Here is an 18,772-nt window from a genome sequence, read left to right as displayed (position 1 = left end):
GATTTTTTCCAACTGGTGGATCTTAACTGATTTTCCAGTTTTTATATGAATCATAACAACCAAACGATCGTAATTAAGGATCTACCATGAAAATGATAAGAAACTCACGTCTTGCCATACTTGCAGTTAGTGTCAGTGCCGTGATGATGCTTGGCGCTTGTCAGCCGACGAATGACGTAACAGATGCTACTGTCAAAGACGCGGCGGCTCCCGTTAATAATGCGACAACAGACACTACCACAATGGATGCGCATGCGGGTCATGATATGTCAGGCGATGCGATGACTGGCATACATGGAGAGTATAATGACTCTATGGCTAAGATGCATGATGAGATGATGGCAGGTATGGCATACAACGATCCCGATGCTGCCTTTGCTCAAGGAATGCTCGGTCACCATATTGGTGCTGTTGATATGGCAGAGATTCAGCTAAAGTATGGTACGGATGCAGAAATGCGTCAGTTGGCACAAGAGATTATTGACGCTCAGAAAGCTGAAATTGAGCAAATGCAGAATTGGCTTGTCAACAATCCTGATGCTGCTGAGCCAACGTCTGATACTGAAGCCATGCAGACAGCTTACGCTAAAGGTATGGATGCGATGCATAGTGAAATGATGGCAGGTATCGCTGACCCTAACCCCGATATGGCATTTGCTCGCGGTATGTTGCCGCATCATATTGGCGCAGTAGATATGGCAAAAATACAGCTAAAGTATGGCAAAAATGTAGAAATGCGTAAATTGGCACAACAAATAATTGACGCGCAGCAGCCTGAAATTGAGCAAATGCAAAACTGGATAGCTAAGCACAATAGTTAAATGATGAGTGCTGAATGGTGAATTTATTTTGGATAAAGAGCGGTTTCTTAGATTTTTTAAGGTGCTGCCTCTTCTGCTTTAAATTTCTTAATCTTCTCTAAAATTCCGCCATTGCCTGTATCAATATTCGCGTCGCCACCTTTGTCGACCATAAGCCTTAAAAGGTTAAGTCTCTTAGGTACGCCATTGATATGAGCAAGACTTGCTAGGATAATATATCTGTGTTTAAACCACCCGAAGGTGGCATAAGTAAAATACTAACCTTGCTCACCATCAAATTGCCAAATCACCATAACCAACTATTTAGATAACTCATTCACATTGTGTTCGTAGTATAAAGTTGTAGCTGGGCTATTGTAGTTGATGAGAATAGTGTTATTGACTAATCTCCAATCGAAGACAGTGGCAACTTTAAAGACCTTGAGTTGAGTTTGCATCCTTTATAATATCAGCAGCTAAAAGTGCGCTTTCCTCTGAGTTGTAGGTAACTTGATAAGCACCAAGATAACCTTCTCTTAGGTCTTTAATACTAATAACTGTTCCATCTATTGCGCAGGCATCTTTTAAAAAATCAGATCCAAAATCTGAAGTTAGGTTTTTATCTATCCTTGATTTAGGTGTATTGCTTTTAGTAAAAGTTATATTAGCTTTGCTAGTTAATAAATTTGATTCTTTAATACCCAGTTTGACAAATTCTTCATACATTAATAATAAAGGTTCACCAGTACAATTATTTTCAATACTAGATTCAATAAAAGTAGTTTCACTTTTTGCAATATTAGGCACGTCTTCAATAGCACTGCTTTCTATTGAACACCCTAAAGGTACAAAAAATAGAAACAAAATAAACTTTTTCATATGGAACCTCTTGATTTTGTAATGCACTATTATTTTTATGACCAAGCATACTAAGAAAGGACTAATGTCCTTCCTCTGATTATGGGACGTACTGATCTATGCTGAAGAAACCGTAGAGATAAACTTGGTAAACTAGCGACTCGACAAGGAGTTTACCATGACCAAGAAAATCAGAACTTATAGCACAGAATTCAAAGCAGAAGCCGTCAAGAAGATAGCGGACAACGATGGGAATATTTCAGCCACTGCAAAGCAGCTTGGTATTGCCATGCAAACGCTATCGAACTGGCATAACAAAGCCAATCAAGGCAAGCTTGAAGGGACTGAGCAGTAAGATCCACAGCTTATGGCCGTGATGGAAGAGAAAAAGCGCCTCAAACGACAGCTCAAAGTTGCTAAAGAGGAACGAGAGATACTAAATGAGGAGGGGTAAAGCGAAGCACTACTTCGCCCCGACGCAAGGGGAGAGCTATGCTCGAGTGAGGCAACGTCGTACTTCGCCAAGCACAGCTAGTCAGGTAAGCCTTTATCAAAGATAACCAGCACTTCTTTAGCATCACCAATATGTGCCGCGTGATAAATGTTAAGCCATTAAGCTATTACGACTGGATAAATCGCGATATTAGTGACCAACAGATACATCGTAACCAGTCTGAGCTACTTGTTAGGGCCGCTCACAGTGAAACTCGTGAGCGATATGGTGCTGATCGACTGCACGCAAAGCTGATAGAGCAAGGGCACGATATTAGCTTGTATATGGTTAGAAGCATTAAAGAAGAACATGACATCAAATGCCGTCGTCACAAACGCTTTAAAATCACCACTGACTTCAATCACAACAAGCTTGTATATCCAAACATACTAAATCAGCAATTTGATGCTAAGCGTCCTAATGAATCGTGGGTCAGTGATATTACTTATATCTGGACCAATGAGGGCTGGTTGTATTTAGCTGGAGTCAAAGATTTATACACCAAAGAGCTGGTCGGCTACGCCATTAATAAGCGCATGACAGCAGATTTAGTCTGCCGTGCACTCAATATGGCTATCAAAAATAAACGTCCAAACCAAAGGCTAATTGTACATTCTGATAGAGGCAGTCAGTACTGTAGCCATGCCTACCACAAGATCATCAAGCAGCATCAATTTACAGGCTCAATGAGCGGCAAGGGCAATTGCTTTGATAACGCTCCGATAGAAAGCTTCTGGGGCACATTAAAGAATGAGCTGGTGTATCACCAAAACTATAAAACGCCAAGACAGGTGTGATTTGACTTTTACCGTCAAGCTGCGTAACTAAAATCTCCCAAGTTTAACTGTACGGATTTGACGGCAGGGGTCAGAGTGCTTCACCTGATTTTATATTGATTTGGGCATTGGTAGCCGCATTGATGCCTTGACGTTTGGCTGTGTCTGATGGATTGATAACCCCCATTTTTAGACTGGCGGATATCCCAGCACTGTCTACTTTTAGCTGAGAGTAAGCTTGTTCTGTCCGGTGATCCGTGACCCATTCTGATAAACCGTTGTCCGTGGTAAATAAACTAGGGCGACTCGATGATAATAAGCTACCCGTGTTAATCAGATGCTCGCTATCGCCGATAGACTGCAGGAGGGTTTGGTCATCGTATCAATAGTTAATATATTAATTACATAGTTGGTTTAATTTTATTTTCAAAATAGCTATCAGCTTGGTCAGCGGGAATAGCGCAGGAGGGGTCTATATCTAAAATATAACCTTGAGATTGACAATCGTTTACATTATAAGTTGTTTCATCACTACAATATCTATATTTAGTATTGTTTGCTATTTTTATATTATGTATGAAATATATGTCATTATTATATTGTATTTCATATAGATTATTTGGAATAATAATTTCTTTTTTATCAAAATAAACTACAGTGTAGTCTTCGAAGCTTTTAGTGTATTTAAAATCATAATTTAAAACCATTTCCCTATCTTTATCTATCATTAATAAGCTAGCTTGATCTTTATCAGTTAACTGTTGAAAGTTTTGTATGTTAACTGTAGGATTTATGGTCTTGGGACAGATATTACTATCACTTAGACAACCTGTTAGGGATATAGATATAAAAATAAGAATGCAAGTTTTTTTATTCGTTACTTTACCTCAATGTTTCCATATAGTCAATCCACAATAAAACTGGAACATCCCATATCATGAAACAGTTTAGGCAGATTATTCTCCATCCAGCCTTGGCGTAGAAACTTTGCCTGTGCCCATTTTTTTTGATAGGGTTTAAATCAGGACTATAAGGCGGTAGAAATAAAAGCCTGTGACCGTGCCTGTTGAGTAGTCTTTGTGCTCGCTTATGAAAGCTTGTCACTCGAGCACAGCTCTCGTCTTGCGCTCGGGCAAAGCAGTGCTTTATCCTCGCTCATATCCATTACGATCACGCATGAAGTGTTTAAGCTTGGAATCAGTGTGTATTTGCACCAATCATAGAATATATTGCCATTGATATTCTGCTCAAAGTAATTTAGTGCAAACAGCATCTTTTCGTACAAAGCACCAATGACGTTGGTTTGTTTTTTACCTTGCCAGTTGTAACTATAGATACAGTGTTTACCTATCGGTGCATAACCGTAAGGGCGAATGATTTCAGCTTCGAATCCACTTTCATCCATGTAAATAATTGGATAGCCTTGCTGTGTAAAGCTATCAAGTTTATTCTGATATATCGCTCTTTTTGTCGGACAGGCTTTTGGATGCTCTAAGGTCTTTTTTTTGACTGATACCAAGGCGTTTTAAAGCCGACTCAATGCCTGATTTACTGCACCCTAAACGCTGTGCTCGCTCGTACATGTAATCGTCAGGATATTGCTCAACATCTTTCAATAAGGCTTCATTAGGTATTTTAGTCGGTGCTTTATTTCTGGTTATTTTAGGCACTAAGTCCTGCTGCCAACTGTGAATAGTACTGGTACTCAGCTCATAAAAGATAGCGACTTCTCGAATAGTCATACCATCTCTAATGCTACGTAATACTTGCTTGCGAAAGTCGATTGAATAAGTCATGGTTGATGCTGTTAAATGAGTTTATTATAGCTATTGTATCGATTTTATATAAGATTGACTATAGAATATAAGCATTAACAATTTATGAATACACTACCTGCCCAAGACACAACAGATATTACCTTATTACCCAGGCCTTATAGCGACGTAGTGGATGTTGAAAAAGACCATCCGAATATATTGTATGTGGCAAAAGATGTGCGAGGTATTACGCCTTATGCATTAACTTTTAATGATGTGGGTAAAGGTTGTAGTGGTCAACTAATTTAGGACACCCGATAAGAGGTTTTATTAAAGTAGCGTCTCTCTGTTTCAGCTGGTGTTAAATAATTGTTGAAAGTATGCGGTCTTACGGTTTGATAATAGCCCCAGATATAGTCAGTAATAACACTCTTAGCCTCAAAGATATCTTCATAACCACCCTTTGGCATCCATTCCGTTTTAAAGCTTCTAAAGAAGCGTTCAGTTGGGGCGTTATCCCAGCAATTACCTTTTCGGCTCATACTTTGCTTCATACCATCACAACTAGCCACGGATTCAGCGAACGCTTTACTAGTATAATGCGTGCCTTGATATGAGTGAAACAGCACCTCACTGGGTCTAAGTCTCGTCTGATATGCCATCTGTAGTGCTTTAGCAGTCAGCATACTGTCAGGAGAATCTGAGACAGCGAAGCCCACGACACGACGGGCAAACAAATCTAACACTACGGCTAGGTAGCACCAGCCGCCTTTAATACGAATATAAGTCACGTCCCCCGTTCAGACTTGATTGGGTGCATCTGGGCTAAACCTGCGGTCTAATATATTGTCATGGGTTCTATGCGCTTGATCAGCGTGCTTGTACTTGTGTGTCTTAAGCTGGCAACTGACCAGATTCATTTGCTCCATGAGCTTGGCGGCAATGGTGCGAACGTCAGCCGATTGCTTGGAGTCGTTGAATACCTGACATATCAAGGCTTTGAGTTTGATACGTTCAATATCAATTGGTTTAGTCTGCACGCCATAATATAGTAAAAGAAACATAAATCCGCTACAGTATATAATATGGCATACTCAAAAGATTACCGACAACTGATATTGTGCAAGCTTGAAGAAGGCTATAGCATTCGACAACTTGCAGAGGAATATCAAATTAGCACCAACACTATTCAGCGTTGGAAAACATTTCCTGAGCGTAAAAAACGTCAGTTTATCCCAACTAAGATAGACGATGAGTTACTGAGAGCCGATGTAGATGCTCATCCTGATGATTATCAGCACGAACGAGCTCAGCGTTTTAACTGCACTCAAAGAGCTATAGGCATCGCTTTAAAACGAATCGGTATCACTCAAAAAAAAGAGCTTAATACATCCAAAAGCGGATGATGCAAAACGTCTTATATTTCTTGAAAAGTTGGCGCAATTTAAGTTTGATGATAAGCCAATTATCTATCTTGATGAAAGTGGTTTTAAATCTCATGAGAACAGGCCTTACGGTTATTCTAATAGAGGTGCAAAATGCTTTGGACAATACAACTGGCAGCTTAAAAATCAAACCAATGCGATAGGCGCTATTTACAATAGCCAGCTGTTCGCTGTTGGACTCTATGATCACAGTGTCAATAGTGATGTGTTCCATAGTTGGGTTGATCAATTGCTGCTACCGAGCCTACCGAAAAGCAGTGTCATTGTTATGGATAATGCAACATTCCATAAGAGAAAAGACACAACTGAACTCATAGAAAGTGCAGATCACACTATTTTATGGTTGCCGCCTTACAGTCCTGATTTAAATCCTATCGAACAGATGTGGGCTTGGGTTAAACAAAAACGTAAAGAGTGGTGGCTAGATTGCGTTGATACCTTGTTCTTTTATTTTTTATGGCTGTGTGGCGATTTATAAGTTCTTTGACTATAGTAGCTGCTTCTAACAACACCAAACAGGTTGCATCGCTTACGCTTGCTCAGTCGTTTGTCTTGCTCTACAAGCTTACTGATCAGCGATAAACGTTCAGGCTGTCCAAGGCTAGCAGAGCGGAAGCCTTTTTTAGAATGTCGCGCTCCATAGTGAGTCGTTTAACTTGTTTGCGAAGCTCTTGGAGTTCTTTTTGCTCATCGGTGAGGGCTAAACCTGTAGCTGGTGCAATGCCTTGCTGCTCTTTTTTATACTTGCGCACCCAGTTGTCTAAGGTGGAGACTCCAACCCCTAAAGATTCTGCCACTTCTGCTACTTTGCGCTTGTGATCAACGACTAAGCAGACGGCTTCTAACTTGAATTCTCGGGTATATTCTCTGCGTTTGCTGGTCATACTATGTTCCTTCTTTTGGGCTAGTATAACCTCTTAAACATGGTCCGATTTAATTATGCCACTACATTATATCTTTAGGGCTGGCCTTATTCTGGTTCTTTGGTAGTATGATTTTTATGTTTTTAGCAAAAAGAGCAGGTACAGGTAGTTAATATTAATGCACAGATTTATTGATGTGTATGATTGCTTAGATAAAAATAAGAAGGCTTTGAATGCAATTACGCGACGACTTTGCTACCCACATTAGTGAGCTTAACGATCCACTTGAGCGTACTTACAGCAAAAATATAAATCATAAGCTGTTTGAAAAGGTAGAAGACATTGAGCATCTTAACAAAGAGATTGCCAACATTAATCCTGATTATATGACTTTCTTACCTAGCTACTTTTGGTATTGCTATTTCTGCATAGGCTGGGTTTATTTTTCTACATTTTGGCTAGGTAACTATTTTTTGCAAGATATTGGAGAAGTTGTATTTATAAATGGTAATTTTGACTTATTTGATATAATACTTACTTTTTTCTGGCTACTTGTGTTTGGTACTCCTCTTTTCTTACTCTTCTATCAATTTATCAGAAAAAATTCGTACCGCATCCAATACTACTTCTTAAAAAAAGAACAAAAAGTAGCTTACTACTACCGACCATCACTGCAGTTTTTTAAACCCTTTGAATTAAAGATAGTAGACTACAAAGACATCATTCCCGAAATACATACCATTAAACATAACACTGCGTACACACCTTTGAATCTTTATATTGCAGATACTAATACAGGAGAGATTACTCATCATATTAAACCGCATGATGTCAGTGTTGACCCTCGTGTACATTGGGCGTTTATCCGCACCTATATTGAAGGTGATGCCGCCGACTTACCGATAAATCCTGAGTTCTGTGAGGCTTATCCAGCAGACAACAGTAAATCACTGTTTGCATGTAGCGATATTGTCTTTCGCAAATACGGTATTCTCAATACGCAACATTCAGGCGCTGGCGGCATCGTTATGCTTATAATTAGCTCAATATATGCGCTTGGTTACTTATTACAAGGCAATAACTACCAGTGTGCTGAACGAGCCATATTACATCCTGATGTTAAGAAATTACTGACATGGGATAGTAAAGATAATCCTTATCCCATTCAGCCCATTACTCCCGAGGCAGAGAAAGCTTTTCAAGGTAAGAATTGGCAAGTGAATATCAGATGGACAGTGGCGATTGCGATTAACGTCAGTCTCGTTGCTTGGGTAGCGCTTAGTAATGCTTAGCAAGAATCAACATATAATTAAATAGCTCATAATTATGATTTACAATCCTCCTAACAATACCCATCCTATCGAAAAGCTACTAAGTAGACCTTGGCAAGGGAGCATACCTACGTATCGGGAAAAATTAGCCAGCATAGAGAAGCTGAGCCGTGATGTGCATGAGGTAAACCCAGATTATTTATTGTTTCACCCAATTATTAACTCGCACCAGTTGGTTGGTTTCTTAATGGCCTATTGTTTTAGTTGGTTGTTTGGGCAAACTTTATTTATTTCAGTTGTTATTTTTTATGACATTTTATTTAAAAGCGACTTTGATTGGATATCTGTTTTCTTAATTATCGTACAGCTAATGTCTATCTTAATGTTCGGATTACTACCATATGTAGCATATAAACAGTTTAAAAACAAAAAATCCTACTATAATAAAATATTGCTATTAAAAAATACCCAACAAATTGCCTATTACGAGCATAATCGCAAGCAAGACCCTATCTTTCATTTGATTAATTATAGAGATATTACTGCCTCCATAAGGCGTAATGAGGGTTTAGTGTATGAAGTACTTAATCTACATGTAATAGATAAGACGACAGGGGACCCAAGCCTGTCTATTAACTTTGAAAAAATGCAGCTTAACCCTTATGACCAGTGGACATTTATTCGAACCTATATGGAGCGTCCCGCAGATGAGCTACCACTTGACCCACGATATGCCCACGCCTGTCCAACAGATGTTAGCACCTCATTACTTGCCTGTGCTGATATCGCTCAAGAGAAGAAAAACAAAGATTTGACTGGTCTGCGCCATGAGTTGACTATCATGGGTTGGTTACGTGCTTGCACCGTCAGCTACTTAGACTTAGCCGAAGGCAATATCTATCAATCAAGCGCCAACCCTGCACTGCATCCTGAAGTGCAACGTCGGCGCATGTGGGATGGAAAAAATAATCCTTATAATATCTTGCCTGTCACGGCAGAGCGGCAAGCGGCCTTTGCTAACCAAAATAAAGCGGTTAAACGTAAATGGTATTCAGGGATTGCGATCAATGCGACATGGTTTATCGGGTCAATACTGTATGTGATGTTAGTGATTGCTTAGAAGAAAGAAATAGTCCGGTAAAAAGGTGAACAATCAGTTTTGTCATCAAAATATTTGATTAAAATAAAAATTGACACAATAAGAAAAAGGCTTCCAATTGCTTGGAAGCCTTTTAATGTAATGGTACCCGGAGCCGGACTTGAACCGGCACGCTATTACTAGCGAGGGATTTTAAATCCCTTGTGTCTACCAATTTCACCACCCGGGCAAAACTTGTATAATCTAAAAGTAAACTTTCTACTTGTTAGATAGTGGTCGCTATTATAATCATTTATATTAATAAAGCAAGCTAAAATTAATATAATACGAATAAAATTTTAACCTAAATAATTGGAGGCTGAGGTCGGAATCGAACCGGCGTTAACGGAGTTGCAGTCCGCTGCATGACCACTCTGCCACCCAGCCAATCAAGGATGCCTATATTAGCAAAAATAATTTAAATTACAAGTTATTTTTTAGCTAAATGTCACTTATTTGCTAAGTTATTGCTATTTGACCATAAGTTAGCGATTATTTAAAGCATCATTAGGTCAGGTGGAGCCATTATCAAGCTTAAAACTCAGTGATGGTTTGTCAAAATACATTACCTGATGTAATGTGCTAAACAATATCTTGATTATTGCGTTGTGCGTTTTTAATATCGCGATAGGTTGCGGTACAAATTAATATCAGCACGCCAAGCGTAATCGCTGGCCAAATTAAAATATACAATCCATAGATAAAGACGTTATCCATAATATCTCCTTTATAGTATTTTGTCGCAGTGTACGGTAGGTCAGTTTTATTGAGCTATTACAGACTGACCCACCATGATTCGTATAAGACAGTTTTAATTTAAGATCCTTTAAATTTTGATTGGCGATGAGGTTTTCGGATTTTCATCATAGTCGCCAACCCGCTGTTTAATGAGGTCAAAGTCAAAGTGCTCGTCTCCCATGAGGCTGACTACTACACAGACTATGGTACTGGCACCGTAAGCCGTCAATGAGGCGAGTAAGACCATATATTGACGTAGGAAGCCAGTAGCAAAGATTAACATTAGTATCAGCGTGATAGCGGCAGCTACCATACCTATCTTACGACCTAAGAAACCAAAAACCATCAGACCAATGACCACAGCCGCACCGACACTGGCCAATATTTCAAAGAATAATGCGGTGAAGCCAGTAATGGGTATTAGCTCAAAGCGGGCAACGCAGAATAATAAAAGCCCGACGATCACAGCTGAGGTAAATGCCACATTGGTTACGCGATTCCAGAAGACGCTAGCAATGACAGGGAAGACAATGGCACCCCATAATGCGCCAACGAAGACCAGCATTACTAAAATATCGAGCTTAAAGCTGGCAAAAATTAATCCAGCAGCTGTGGCAATAATCATCGTGCCACGACCAACGAGCATCATGGTTTTTGGTTTGACGCGACCTTTAGCGATATTTTTACCGTAGACATCGGCCATCATAATCGTCGATAGCGCCGATAAATCTGAATCCGCGGTCGATGATAATGAACCAATTACTAATATGAAAAATAGTGCGATAAATACAGGATGTAAGTAGGTACTGACCATTTGCGGGATTAAGTTATTCATATTGCCATCAAGTGGTTCGATGCCGATAGTCACCGCCATTAATCCAATCATACCAAGCCCAATGACAATACCGGCGTAGCCGACTGTGGCAGTGATAAAGGTCGCTTTAATCTTGGTTTTATCAATCGCAAATAAGCGCTGGGTAATGGTTTGGTTGCCAATAGCATAGGCTAGAACCGCGACAAAATACGGTGCACCTTGCTGAAAGAAGGCTTCAGAGGAAAAGAAATCCTGCTGCTCTAACGTCAGGTTAGAGAGTCCGTCGACCATAACTGAAGGGCCACCCATGGAAAACAGTACCGCTGGAATAATGACAACACCAATTGCCATCAAGGCGACCAATTGAGCAAAGTCAGTAAAGACCGAGGCACGAAAGCCTGACGTTAAGGTATAACTTAGCACACCAATACCCGCGATCATTACCCCTGTTTGAAACGATAACGGTGATAAGACTGAAACCAAGGCGCCCGCGGCAGTAAAGTTGACCATCAAGCTAATTAAGCTGCCCATAATATTGGATATGGCTAAAATTAATTGGCTTGATGATCCGTGGCGGGCGTGGATAAGTTCACCTAAGGTATGACCATTTGGAGCCAATTCACGAAAACGCATACCAAAAGGGTAAATGAATAAAATCATCAAGGCACCCCAAAAGCCATAATGTATTGGACCTGATACTCCGTATTTATAGCCAGAGGTAGCAGCCGCATAAAATGATGCCGCCCAAATCCAAGTGGCGGTCATACTGGCTGCACCCATACCGAAGCCCACGCCGTGACCTGCGACCATAAAACCAGAAGTCGTTTCTTTATCCTTTTTAATCAATAAAGAGAGTAGATAGGTGCCACCATAAAATGCTAATAACAATAAAATAATAGTTAATGATGAAAATTGGAACAATGACTCAGTTTTCAAACTCAGACCTCGCAATTGTTTGTTGATGAATAAAGTTCAGTAGAAACGAAAGATACCAAACCATTAGGAATACAGCACAGCCTACATCACCCTAATACTGAGAAAATGTATGTGGCTAATATAAATAGCGAAAATACCAACTGTAGTGGTAAGCAGGTGCTAAGTGTCATGCACAAATCTTAATGAGTCACATAGTGTTAAATCAAAAAGACAGGGGCTACTCTCGATAGGCATCAGTTAATGGATAAACCATGATGCTATTAATAAGCATACACAAAGGTAGCTGAGTATTAGAGAAGGCCCATATGATGAGCGTCTATAGCAAAATTACGAATAAGCACTAAGCCATGATTGCATGACCCGAACTCGATTTAGACAGCTTTATCAGCTGTAATAAGCAATAGGTAAGAGGTTTCTACTTAACCATTGCGATTGATGTGTAACTTAGAGACATTAATAAATAAAATTACATATTTGTTAAGCCTATGTAACATATCTGCGCGGTAAGGGTAACCTATTATGTCGTCAACCTCAAACTTTATCCAAGTTTCGCTAGATAAGGTTTAGTGAGTACATATAGAGAGTTGTGTAGAACGAACAAATAAGATTTTAGAAGACAGGCTTTTTAGAAGGGGTATATTCGAGTTAGTAACAATGGCTATGTCACTATTTTTTAAATCACAATGATGTATGTTTGGTTGAAGTTTTCATTAAACAGTTGTAGGTGATTGCTCTTAACAGAAAAGTTGCCGTAGAGTGCTAGAGGTCTGGATAATTTGTATAGTAAGTGACTCTGTTATCACGCAAAAAACCTGCCAACCCTAAACCATAACGCTCAGCAACCTTTACCGCGGTACTAGTAGGCGCAGACATACCAACCAACCAAGGTATGCGACCACGAATGGATTTTTGTACCAGCTCTATTGAGAGACGTGAGGTCATAAGGACGCAGCTAACCTCTACCTTTTGGCGCAATTGCCAACCGATCAGCTTATCAAGCGCATTATGGCGCCCTACATCTTCGAATAGGTATAGATGCTGATTATACATCGTCGCAGCGGCGTGTACGGCACCGGTTAATTGATGTGTGTGCTGTGCAGCATCGACTTGCTGCCGTATTGCTAATAGATAATCAAGGCTTGGTGTATCTGCTTTTTGCCTGTTTTGACGATATATACTCAAGTCAGGCAGCGCTTGTGTCAGTCCAGTGATGCCGCACATACCACAACCTGTACGCCCTGCTAGCTGACGTTTTTGTGCTTGGATACGCTGATGGCAACGCTGGTTTAGTACTAGCTCCACCACATAAATGTCATAATCTTGCAGTGACGACAAGCTTTGTGCAAATTTAAGACTTTCATTCGTAGAATCCTTTATAAACGAGTCCTGCATAAATGAATCTTGCGTGAACTTTTGATAATCTGCAATATCATTCAGTTGGGTAACTTCCCAATCAAGCAGCTCATAGCTATGTTGAATTAAGCCTTCACTAAACAAAAAGCCGACGGCTAAATACTCTAACTGGTGAGGGCTTGCCATCAATACCGCATAATGAATACCATTGATAACGATAGCAACCGCAGCTTCCACTGCTAAGCTAGCAGATTGACACTCAATACTGATTTGATGAATATTGGTCTGCGCAATACTAGTCTTAGCAGCATGGGTCTCAGCAACATTGTTATGGTCATATTTATCTGACGGATAATGATGCTTTTGCGCCCAGTGATTACGTGCAAGCGGTGTTGCAGATGACTCTAAAGTTTCTGAGGTTTTATTTGTTAGGTTATTTACCAAGAATTGATCGCTATATTTTGCGTCACTTTCCGTATCACTTTTGGCAATCATAATACCTCGTTATATCGTATGGTCATTGCCAAAGTTATTGTTCCTTTTAAATATAGCCATTACTTAAGCATCAGCTCGTTGTTGACTATACAAGGTCAGTCGTACTAGCATTTGCCTCAACGCGTTGCAAAACAACGGTCGTCGATTTATACGCTGGTATGTGAGAGTCTGGTGCATGCGTGTCTAAATCAAATAAGTCATTACATTCAGGATAATAAGTTGCGACCGCGTTGGCGGCGATATCCATCTCAGTCAATACTAAAGGCCCTAGCATGCGTGGCTGATCTAAATTGTCTGTGCCTTTCAAGTTAACTGTGCTGGCATGGCGGGAGACCATCACTCTGTCACCTGCTTGCCAACCCAAACGAGTCATTTCATCTGGATGCATAAACAACACATCGCGGCGATTGGTTTGGCGATAGCGATCTTCAAATCCGAAAATCATGGTATTAAACTGGTCATGGCTACGGACACTGGTCAATTGCCAAACCTTTTGCGTTGTATTCTCACTATCATCCATGCCCTTAGCGTCTGCCATTTGTGCGGCGACGTAAGTAATTGGGTATTGTGGTACTTCAAATTGTGCTTTGCCACTGTCAGTATTCCACACACGATGACGTGCTGGATGATATAAATGAAAGCCACGCTCTGTTGCGCGAATACGCTGATTAAAGTCTTCAAAACCGTTAATCGCTTTGGCGATATAATCACGAACGACATTGAAGTCTTCACTCATCGCTTGCCAAGGAATGGACGAATCAGCACCAAGCACGTGAGTGGCGATATCTGCCACAATTTGTGCTTCAGACTTCAGTGTATCGCTGACAGGCTTCAGGTTGCCTCGAGTGGGTACAATCTGACACATGGAGTCTTCAATCGTCGCAAACTGTTCACCTTTGGCGGTGATAATACGTTCGGTGCGACCTAGGCAAGGTAAAATCAGATTGTTCGCGCCCGGATACAGCATAGTTTCATTCAGCTTGGTGCCGACGAAAATATTAAGCTGAGTGGTTGTCAAAGCTTGTTGAATAGCAGTGGTATCTGGTGCTGCAACGGCATAATTTCCACCCATACCCATAAAGACTTTTAGCTTACCGGCAATCAATGCTTTCGCACCAGAGACCACATCAAAACCGTTTTCTTGCGGCATCGGACGTTCAAAAACGCGCTCAAGGCTGTCGAGTAGCTTTTGTGCAGGGCGCTCATGGATGCCCATGGTGCGGTCGCCCTGTACGTTAGAATGACCACGAACGGGAGACGCGCCTGCGCCATCAATACCAATCATACCCATCAATAGTAATAGGTTGGTAATCATCGCTACGTTGTCGTCGCCTTGAACGTGCTGAGTGATGCCCATACCCCACGTGCAAATGGTCGCAGGACTCGCCGCTACCAATTTTGCAATATTAATGATTTCCTCTTTACTGATACCAGACCCGCGTTCCACATCCGGCCATGATTGTTGGCGAAGCCACGCGTCGAGTGCCTCATATCCTGAGGTATGCTCATCGATAAAGCTGTGATTGATTTTATTGTTTTTAGTCAGCCACTTAGCGATACCAGTTAATAGTGCTGCATCGCCGCCGATCTGAATTTGAATGACCTCATCGACCATCTCATCACTTTGACCAGCTGCCATATGCGTGGACTTTTGCGGGTTTCTAAATTTACGTAAGCCTTGTTCGCGCATAGGGTTGATTGAGAGGATTCGACAGCCTTGCTCGTGAGCATGAGCAAGCATTTCAAGCATGCGCGGATGATTGGTCGCAGGATTTTGTCCAAACATCAATATCAGTTTGGCTTGCTCAAAGTCTTCCAATTTCACGGTCGCTTTGCCAATACCTAGTTGTCTACCTAGCATTACCGACGTTGGTTCGTGACACATATTGGAGCAATCTGGTAAATTATTGGTGCCAAAACAGCGCACAAACAGCTGATACATAAAGGCTGGCTCGTTAGTCACACGGCCTGAGGTATAAAATAGCGCCTCGTCTGGCGAATCAAGCTGTCCTAACTGCTCAGCGATACATTGATAAGCGGCGTCCCAAGAAATCGGTAAGTAGCGGTCTTGCGCGGCATCATAGTATAAAGGCTCTGATAAGCGACCACTATGCTCAAGCTCATAACCTGACCACCCTTGTAGTTCGGTGATGCTATGTCGCGCAAAAAACCGAGCATCGGCTTTTTTTGTCATGGTCTCACTGGCGATGACTTTGATGCCATTTTCACAGACATCAATGGCTTTATGTGACTTATGATCTGGCCAAGCGCAGCCGGGACAGTCAAATCCTCCATGAGGCTGATTGCTTTTGAATACACTCAAACCGCCTCGCAAAAAAGTTTGATAGTCCATCAGTTTACGAGTAGAGGAAATCAGCGCAGGCCAACCGGCAGCAGGATGGGAGTAGACAGGAATTTTGCGCATGACAAACCTCATAGTAAATGGCGGTAGCTAACTTTGATATACAACAACTATATAATGATGAGTAAGAAGTTTGTAGAAGCATTAACTATAGATAACAAAAAAACCTTTAAGAAAAATGTATTTTCTTAAAGGTTTGTCGTGTAAATGCTCACTCACAAGAGAGCGTAGAATGACGTCTTCTTAAGTGAAGTCCTCTTAAGTAAACTCTTCATAAATGCCGTCTTCTTAATATGTCAGTAACGTGCGTCTTTAGGTTTTTTACCATTTGGCCAATCATTGATCTTACCAGCAAAGTCAGGTCGCGGCTGATGAGTAAAGAAATGCGCCACATCGACGGCATCTTGATCGCTCAGCACATTGCCATGACCCCATAGCCCTTTGGTCTGAATACCCATCGGCATGTTGTATTTTACAAAGGCCGCCGCCTTATAAGTACGCGCCATACCAGCACCTATATTAAAGGACTCATCGCCCCATAGTGGTGGGAAGACGATATCGCCGCGCCTGTCTTTGAGGCCTTCGCCATTATCACCATGACAGGTCGCGCATTGAACTTTATAAATTTGTTCGCCGCGGACAGGGTCTGGAATCAATGACTCATCGACTTTACCCGCATTTTGGATATCGACCTTTTGCTCTTTCGGTGTATTTTGCGACAGCCATCTCATATAAGCCAACATTGCCAGCATTTCAGGTGACTCAGGTTTTAACGGTTTGCCATTCATTGAGCGCTGGAAGCAGCCATTAATACGTTTGGTTAAATCGACTTCCTTACCAGATCGTGGCATCACGCGCGGATAGAAATTATAACTATTGATGTACGGATCACCCAGTGGAATTTTACCTTGTGAAATATGGCAGCTGTTACAGTTCATTTGCGCGCCTACATGCTCTGGCAGTAAGCGCTTGGTTTCGTTTAATAAGCGTTTACCATAAAATATCTCATCAGCATTTGGCTCATCCAAGATAGCCGTATCTTGCGGCAGCACATAAGTACCGATATCTTCGTTGGCATCATCAGCGGTGACTAAGCCATACTCAGGCGCATTTTGCTCCACAGGCTCGGGCTGTGAGCAACCACTACTGATAGCAGCGACACTAAGCACTGAAGCAGTAAGGATAGCAGTGGTTAGGTTGCTCATATTGATTTTTTGAGAGATAACGCTAGCAATAGTAGGCAAGTTGAGTGGAGATTTTTTCATTATTTTGCTCCTTTTGTTTGCGCATCAATACTTAAGTCTGGGGCGATATCCGTACTGGTTTTTGGTTTTTTGGCGAGGAAAGCCCGCATTTTTACCACATCATTGATATCGATTTCGGGTGCTTGGTTGGTCCAGCTATTACGGACATAGTTGACCACTTCTGCCACATCCGCATCGCTAAGATTGCTGAATTCAGGCATAGTAAACGCCATACGATCATGTGGGGTTTCAGGCATACGACCACCGCTCAAGGTAATCTGTAGTACCGAATGGGCATTGTTAGAATAAACCGCACTATTGCCATCAAGCGCTGGGAAAATACGCGCGACTCCTTTACCATCGACACGGTGACAAATTTGGCAATATTCGGCGTACAAAATCGAACCGCGCGAATCATAGTCGCCATCTAGCAGTTTTTGCGTGGTGATGTCTTTTTTCGCAGGCAGAGTGGCTTCTTTGTTTGGCGCTGGTGTTAACGTTTTTAGATACGATGACATGGCGTTGATGTCGTAGTCGGTCATATACTGGGTGCTATGCTCAACCACTTCGGCCATGGCACCAAAGGCAGCAGTGGTATCAGTACGTCCGGTTTTAAAGAAACCATTTAGTTCTGAAACTGTCCAAGTGCCAAGTCCGCGATGCTCACCGCGGATACTTTTGGCGCGCCAACCATCGATGATGGCACCGCTCAAATACTTGTTAGAATCTGCATTACTTAGAGCGATTTCTTGAAAGCCAATACCGCGCCCAGTGTGACAAGAGCCGCAGTGCCCAGGACCTTCGATTAAGTATTGACCACGAGTTAATAGGGCGTCGTCTGTCTCAGGGACAAAGTCACGCTTGCGATCAAATAAGACCTGCCAGTATGCCAAGGGCCAGCGCCAGTTTGCTATGGGGGGTAGCTCGCTTTTTAGATTGGCTTGTTTAACGGCTTTGACATCGGACATAAAGAAGGCGTACATCGCGGCTAAGTCTTCGTCTGGCATGAGCTGGTAAGATGGGTACGGCATAGCAGGGTATAAGGCTTTATTATCACTGCGTACCCCATGCTTAACGGCATTTTTAAAGTCGTCGAAACTATAGTTGCCGATGCCAGTCTCTTTATCGGGTGTGATATTGGTTGAATAAATCGCCCCAAGCGGCGTTAGCATAGGCAGGCCACCCGCATAAGTCTCGCCATCGAGTGTGGTATGACAAGCGACACAGTCAGCGGTGCGTGCGATATATTCACCCTGCTTGATGAGAGCAGGATCAGTGATATTGACCTCGATATTGCTACTGTTGGTGCGCATATTTGGCAGTAATTGCCCAATAATAAAGGCAACCACCAGCCCGATGATGGCTGCTATTATTATAATCAGTGGCCACTTTTTCATAAGCCCGCCCTCCATAAGATATTTTTACCAAG

Annotated in this window: 19 protein-coding genes, 2 tRNA genes and 1 pseudogene; 7 read left to right on the top strand and 15 right to left on the bottom strand. The window is 41.6% G+C overall.

Features of this window, described 5'->3' with window-relative positions; genetic code table 11:
- Window positions 1–86 precede the first annotated feature (86 nt).
- Window positions 87–821, top strand: coding sequence for a CopM family metallochaperone (gene copM / locus JMX93_RS01990; protein WP_499203686.1), 735 nt, complete (start codon window positions 87–89; stop codon window positions 819–821).
- Between the two features lie 411 nt (window positions 822–1,232).
- On the opposite strand, the gene JMX93_RS01985 is transcribed toward copM, so the two are convergent.
- Entirely contained in the window at window positions 1,233–1,679 is a 447-nt protein-coding gene (locus JMX93_RS01985) for a hypothetical protein (RefSeq protein WP_499203685.1), read from the bottom strand.
- 157 nt (window positions 1,680–1,836) lie between these two features.
- Between JMX93_RS01985 and JMX93_RS01980 the strand changes: the two are divergent.
- A pseudogene (locus JMX93_RS01980) lies at window positions 1,837–2,948 on the top strand (IS3 family transposase).
- 380 nt (window positions 2,949–3,328) lie between these two features.
- Here the strand turns inward: JMX93_RS01980 and JMX93_RS01975 are convergent.
- The 3 genes from JMX93_RS01975 to JMX93_RS01965 all read right to left on the bottom strand — a co-directional run bounded on the left by JMX93_RS01975 (window position 3,329) and on the right by JMX93_RS01965 (window position 4,723).
- Window positions 3,329–3,655, bottom strand: a complete 327-nt coding sequence (locus tag JMX93_RS01975) for a hypothetical protein (protein ID WP_499203684.1) — start codon at window positions 3,653–3,655, stop codon at window positions 3,329–3,331.
- Window positions 3,656–4,014: 359 nt separating this feature from the next.
- Window positions 4,015–4,332 carry a transposase gene (locus JMX93_RS01970; RefSeq protein WP_499203683.1) on the bottom strand — a complete coding sequence of 106 codons (318 nt, stop codon included), beginning with the start codon at window positions 4,330–4,332 and terminating at the stop codon, window positions 4,015–4,017.
- A gap of 40 nt (window positions 4,333–4,372) precedes the next feature.
- A complete protein-coding gene (locus JMX93_RS01965) occupies window positions 4,373–4,723 on the bottom strand; it encodes an IS630 transposase-related protein (protein ID WP_499203682.1) in 351 nt (116 codons plus the stop codon).
- Between the two features lie 84 nt (window positions 4,724–4,807).
- On the opposite strand from JMX93_RS01965, the gene JMX93_RS01960 reads away from it, so the two are divergent.
- Window positions 4,808–4,993, top strand: a complete 186-nt coding sequence (locus JMX93_RS01960) for a hypothetical protein (RefSeq protein ID WP_499203681.1) — start codon at window positions 4,808–4,810, stop codon at window positions 4,991–4,993.
- Here the strand turns inward: JMX93_RS01960 and JMX93_RS01955 are convergent.
- Window positions 4,990–5,475 carry an IS3 family transposase gene (locus JMX93_RS01955; RefSeq protein ID WP_499203680.1) on the bottom strand — a complete coding sequence of 162 codons (486 nt, stop codon included), beginning with the start codon at window positions 5,473–5,475 and terminating at the stop codon, window positions 4,990–4,992. The two genes, JMX93_RS01960 and JMX93_RS01955, sit on opposite strands and share 4 nt — an antisense overlap.
- A gap of 9 nt (window positions 5,476–5,484) precedes the next feature.
- The gene (locus JMX93_RS01950) at window positions 5,485–5,748 is read right to left on the bottom strand and encodes a hypothetical protein (RefSeq protein ID WP_499203679.1); all 264 of its coding nucleotides are present in this window, start codon (window positions 5,746–5,748) and stop codon (window positions 5,485–5,487) included.
- A 21-nt stretch (window positions 5,749–5,769) separates the two neighbouring features.
- Between JMX93_RS01950 and JMX93_RS01945 the strand changes: the two genes are divergently transcribed.
- Both JMX93_RS01945 and JMX93_RS01940 read left to right on the top strand, forming a co-directional pair.
- Window positions 5,770–6,090 (top strand): IS630 transposase-related protein, encoded by a 321-nt coding sequence (locus JMX93_RS01945; protein ID WP_499203678.1) that lies wholly within the window; start codon window positions 5,770–5,772, stop codon window positions 6,088–6,090.
- Window positions 6,071–6,607 carry an IS630 family transposase gene (locus tag JMX93_RS01940; RefSeq protein WP_499203742.1) on the top strand — a complete coding sequence of 179 codons (537 nt, stop codon included), beginning with the start codon at window positions 6,071–6,073 and terminating at the stop codon, window positions 6,605–6,607. The genes JMX93_RS01945 and JMX93_RS01940 overlap by 20 nt, the downstream gene beginning before the upstream one ends.
- Window positions 6,608–6,701: 94 nt before the next feature.
- Here the strand turns inward: JMX93_RS01940 and JMX93_RS01935 are convergent, their stop codons facing one another.
- Entirely contained in the window at window positions 6,702–7,013 is a 312-nt protein-coding gene (locus JMX93_RS01935) for a transposase (protein WP_499203677.1), read from the bottom strand.
- Between the two features lie 212 nt (window positions 7,014–7,225).
- Here JMX93_RS01935 and JMX93_RS01930 point away from each other — a divergent pair, with 212 nt between their 5' ends.
- Both JMX93_RS01930 and JMX93_RS01925 read left to right on the top strand, forming a co-directional pair.
- On the top strand, window positions 7,226–8,284 hold the full coding sequence (locus JMX93_RS01930; RefSeq protein WP_499203676.1) for a hypothetical protein: 1,059 nt from the start codon (window positions 7,226–7,228) through the stop codon (window positions 8,282–8,284).
- A 34-nt stretch (window positions 8,285–8,318) separates the two neighbouring features.
- Window positions 8,319–9,383, top strand: a complete 1,065-nt coding sequence (locus JMX93_RS01925; RefSeq protein ID WP_499203675.1) for a hypothetical protein — start codon at window positions 8,319–8,321, stop codon at window positions 9,381–9,383.
- A gap of 121 nt (window positions 9,384–9,504) precedes the next feature.
- Here the strand turns inward: JMX93_RS01925 and JMX93_RS01920 are convergent.
- The 8 genes from JMX93_RS01920 to JMX93_RS01885 form a co-directional block, all read right to left on the bottom strand.
- Window positions 9,505–9,591, bottom strand: a tRNA-Leu gene (locus JMX93_RS01920).
- Between the two features lie 123 nt (window positions 9,592–9,714).
- Window positions 9,715–9,788: transfer RNA gene (locus tag JMX93_RS01915), tRNA-Cys, on the bottom strand.
- A gap of 195 nt (window positions 9,789–9,983) precedes the next feature.
- Entirely contained in the window at window positions 9,984–10,118 is a 135-nt protein-coding gene (locus JMX93_RS01910; protein ID WP_226914643.1) for a putative transporter small subunit, read from the bottom strand.
- A 109-nt stretch (window positions 10,119–10,227) separates the two neighbouring features.
- Window positions 10,228–11,874 carry a sodium:solute symporter family protein gene (locus tag JMX93_RS01905; protein ID WP_198332926.1) on the bottom strand — a complete coding sequence of 549 codons (1,647 nt, stop codon included), beginning with the start codon at window positions 11,872–11,874 and terminating at the stop codon, window positions 10,228–10,230.
- A 774-nt stretch (window positions 11,875–12,648) separates the two neighbouring features.
- Entirely contained in the window at window positions 12,649–13,737 is a 1,089-nt protein-coding gene (locus JMX93_RS01900; protein WP_499203674.1) for a formate dehydrogenase accessory sulfurtransferase FdhD, read from the bottom strand.
- Between the two features lie 85 nt (window positions 13,738–13,822).
- On the bottom strand, window positions 13,823–16,162 hold the full coding sequence (locus tag JMX93_RS01895; protein WP_499203673.1) for an FdhF/YdeP family oxidoreductase: 2,340 nt from the start codon (window positions 16,160–16,162) through the stop codon (window positions 13,823–13,825).
- A gap of 233 nt (window positions 16,163–16,395) precedes the next feature.
- Window positions 16,396–17,364 carry a c-type cytochrome gene (locus JMX93_RS01890; RefSeq protein ID WP_499203672.1) on the bottom strand — a complete coding sequence of 323 codons (969 nt, stop codon included), beginning with the start codon at window positions 17,362–17,364 and terminating at the stop codon, window positions 16,396–16,398.
- The gene (locus JMX93_RS01885) at window positions 17,364–18,740 is read right to left on the bottom strand and encodes a cytochrome c (protein ID WP_499203671.1); all 1,377 of its coding nucleotides are present in this window, start codon (window positions 18,738–18,740) and stop codon (window positions 17,364–17,366) included. The genes JMX93_RS01890 and JMX93_RS01885 overlap by 1 nt, the downstream gene beginning before the upstream one ends.
- Window positions 18,741–18,772 lie beyond the last annotated feature (32 nt).

It is taken from the genome of Psychrobacter muriicola 2pS (genome assembly GCF_904846535.1).
GTDB classification, from domain to species: domain Bacteria; phylum Pseudomonadota; class Gammaproteobacteria; order Pseudomonadales; family Moraxellaceae; genus Psychrobacter; species Psychrobacter aquimaris.
This window is presented reverse-complemented; position numbering and strand designations above follow the sequence as displayed.

Excerpts from the sequence above, each read along its gene's own strand:
- JMX93_RS01935 (WP_499203677.1), bottom strand. The coding sequence starts at position 7,013 with ATGACCAGCAAACGCAGAGAATATACCCGAGAATTCAAGTTAGAAGCC.
- copM (WP_499203686.1), top strand. The coding sequence starts at position 87 with ATGAAAATGATAAGAAACTCACGTCTTGCCATACTTGCAGTTAGTGTC.
- JMX93_RS01890 (WP_499203672.1), bottom strand. The coding sequence starts at position 17,364 with ATGAAAAAATCTCCACTCAACTTGCCTACTATTGCTAGCGTTATCTCT.
- JMX93_RS01950 (WP_499203679.1), bottom strand. The coding sequence starts at position 5,748 with ATGTTTCTTTTACTATATTATGGCGTGCAGACTAAACCAATTGATATT.
- JMX93_RS01900 (WP_499203674.1), bottom strand. The coding sequence starts at position 13,737 with ATGATTGCCAAAAGTGATACGGAAAGTGACGCAAAATATAGCGATCAA.
- JMX93_RS01885 (WP_499203671.1), bottom strand. The coding sequence starts at position 18,740 with ATGAAAAAGTGGCCACTGATTATAATAATAGCAGCCATCATCGGGCTG.
- JMX93_RS01910 (WP_226914643.1), bottom strand. The coding sequence starts at position 10,118 with ATGGATAACGTCTTTATCTATGGATTGTATATTTTAATTTGGCCAGCG.
- JMX93_RS01925 (WP_499203675.1), top strand. The coding sequence starts at position 8,319 with ATGATTTACAATCCTCCTAACAATACCCATCCTATCGAAAAGCTACTA.
- JMX93_RS01970 (WP_499203683.1), bottom strand. The coding sequence starts at position 4,332 with ATGGATGAAAGTGGATTCGAAGCTGAAATCATTCGCCCTTACGGTTAT.
- JMX93_RS01895 (WP_499203673.1), bottom strand. The coding sequence starts at position 16,162 with ATGCGCAAAATTCCTGTCTACTCCCATCCTGCTGCCGGTTGGCCTGCG.
- JMX93_RS01930 (WP_499203676.1), top strand. The coding sequence starts at position 7,226 with ATGCAATTACGCGACGACTTTGCTACCCACATTAGTGAGCTTAACGAT.
- JMX93_RS01985 (WP_499203685.1), bottom strand. The coding sequence starts at position 1,679 with ATGAAAAAGTTTATTTTGTTTCTATTTTTTGTACCTTTAGGGTGTTCA.
- JMX93_RS01975 (WP_499203684.1), bottom strand. The coding sequence starts at position 3,655 with ATGATAGATAAAGATAGGGAAATGGTTTTAAATTATGATTTTAAATAC.
- JMX93_RS01960 (WP_499203681.1), top strand. The coding sequence starts at position 4,808 with ATGAATACACTACCTGCCCAAGACACAACAGATATTACCTTATTACCC.
- JMX93_RS01945 (WP_499203678.1), top strand. The coding sequence starts at position 5,770 with ATGGCATACTCAAAAGATTACCGACAACTGATATTGTGCAAGCTTGAA.
- JMX93_RS01965 (WP_499203682.1), bottom strand. The coding sequence starts at position 4,723 with ATGACTTATTCAATCGACTTTCGCAAGCAAGTATTACGTAGCATTAGA.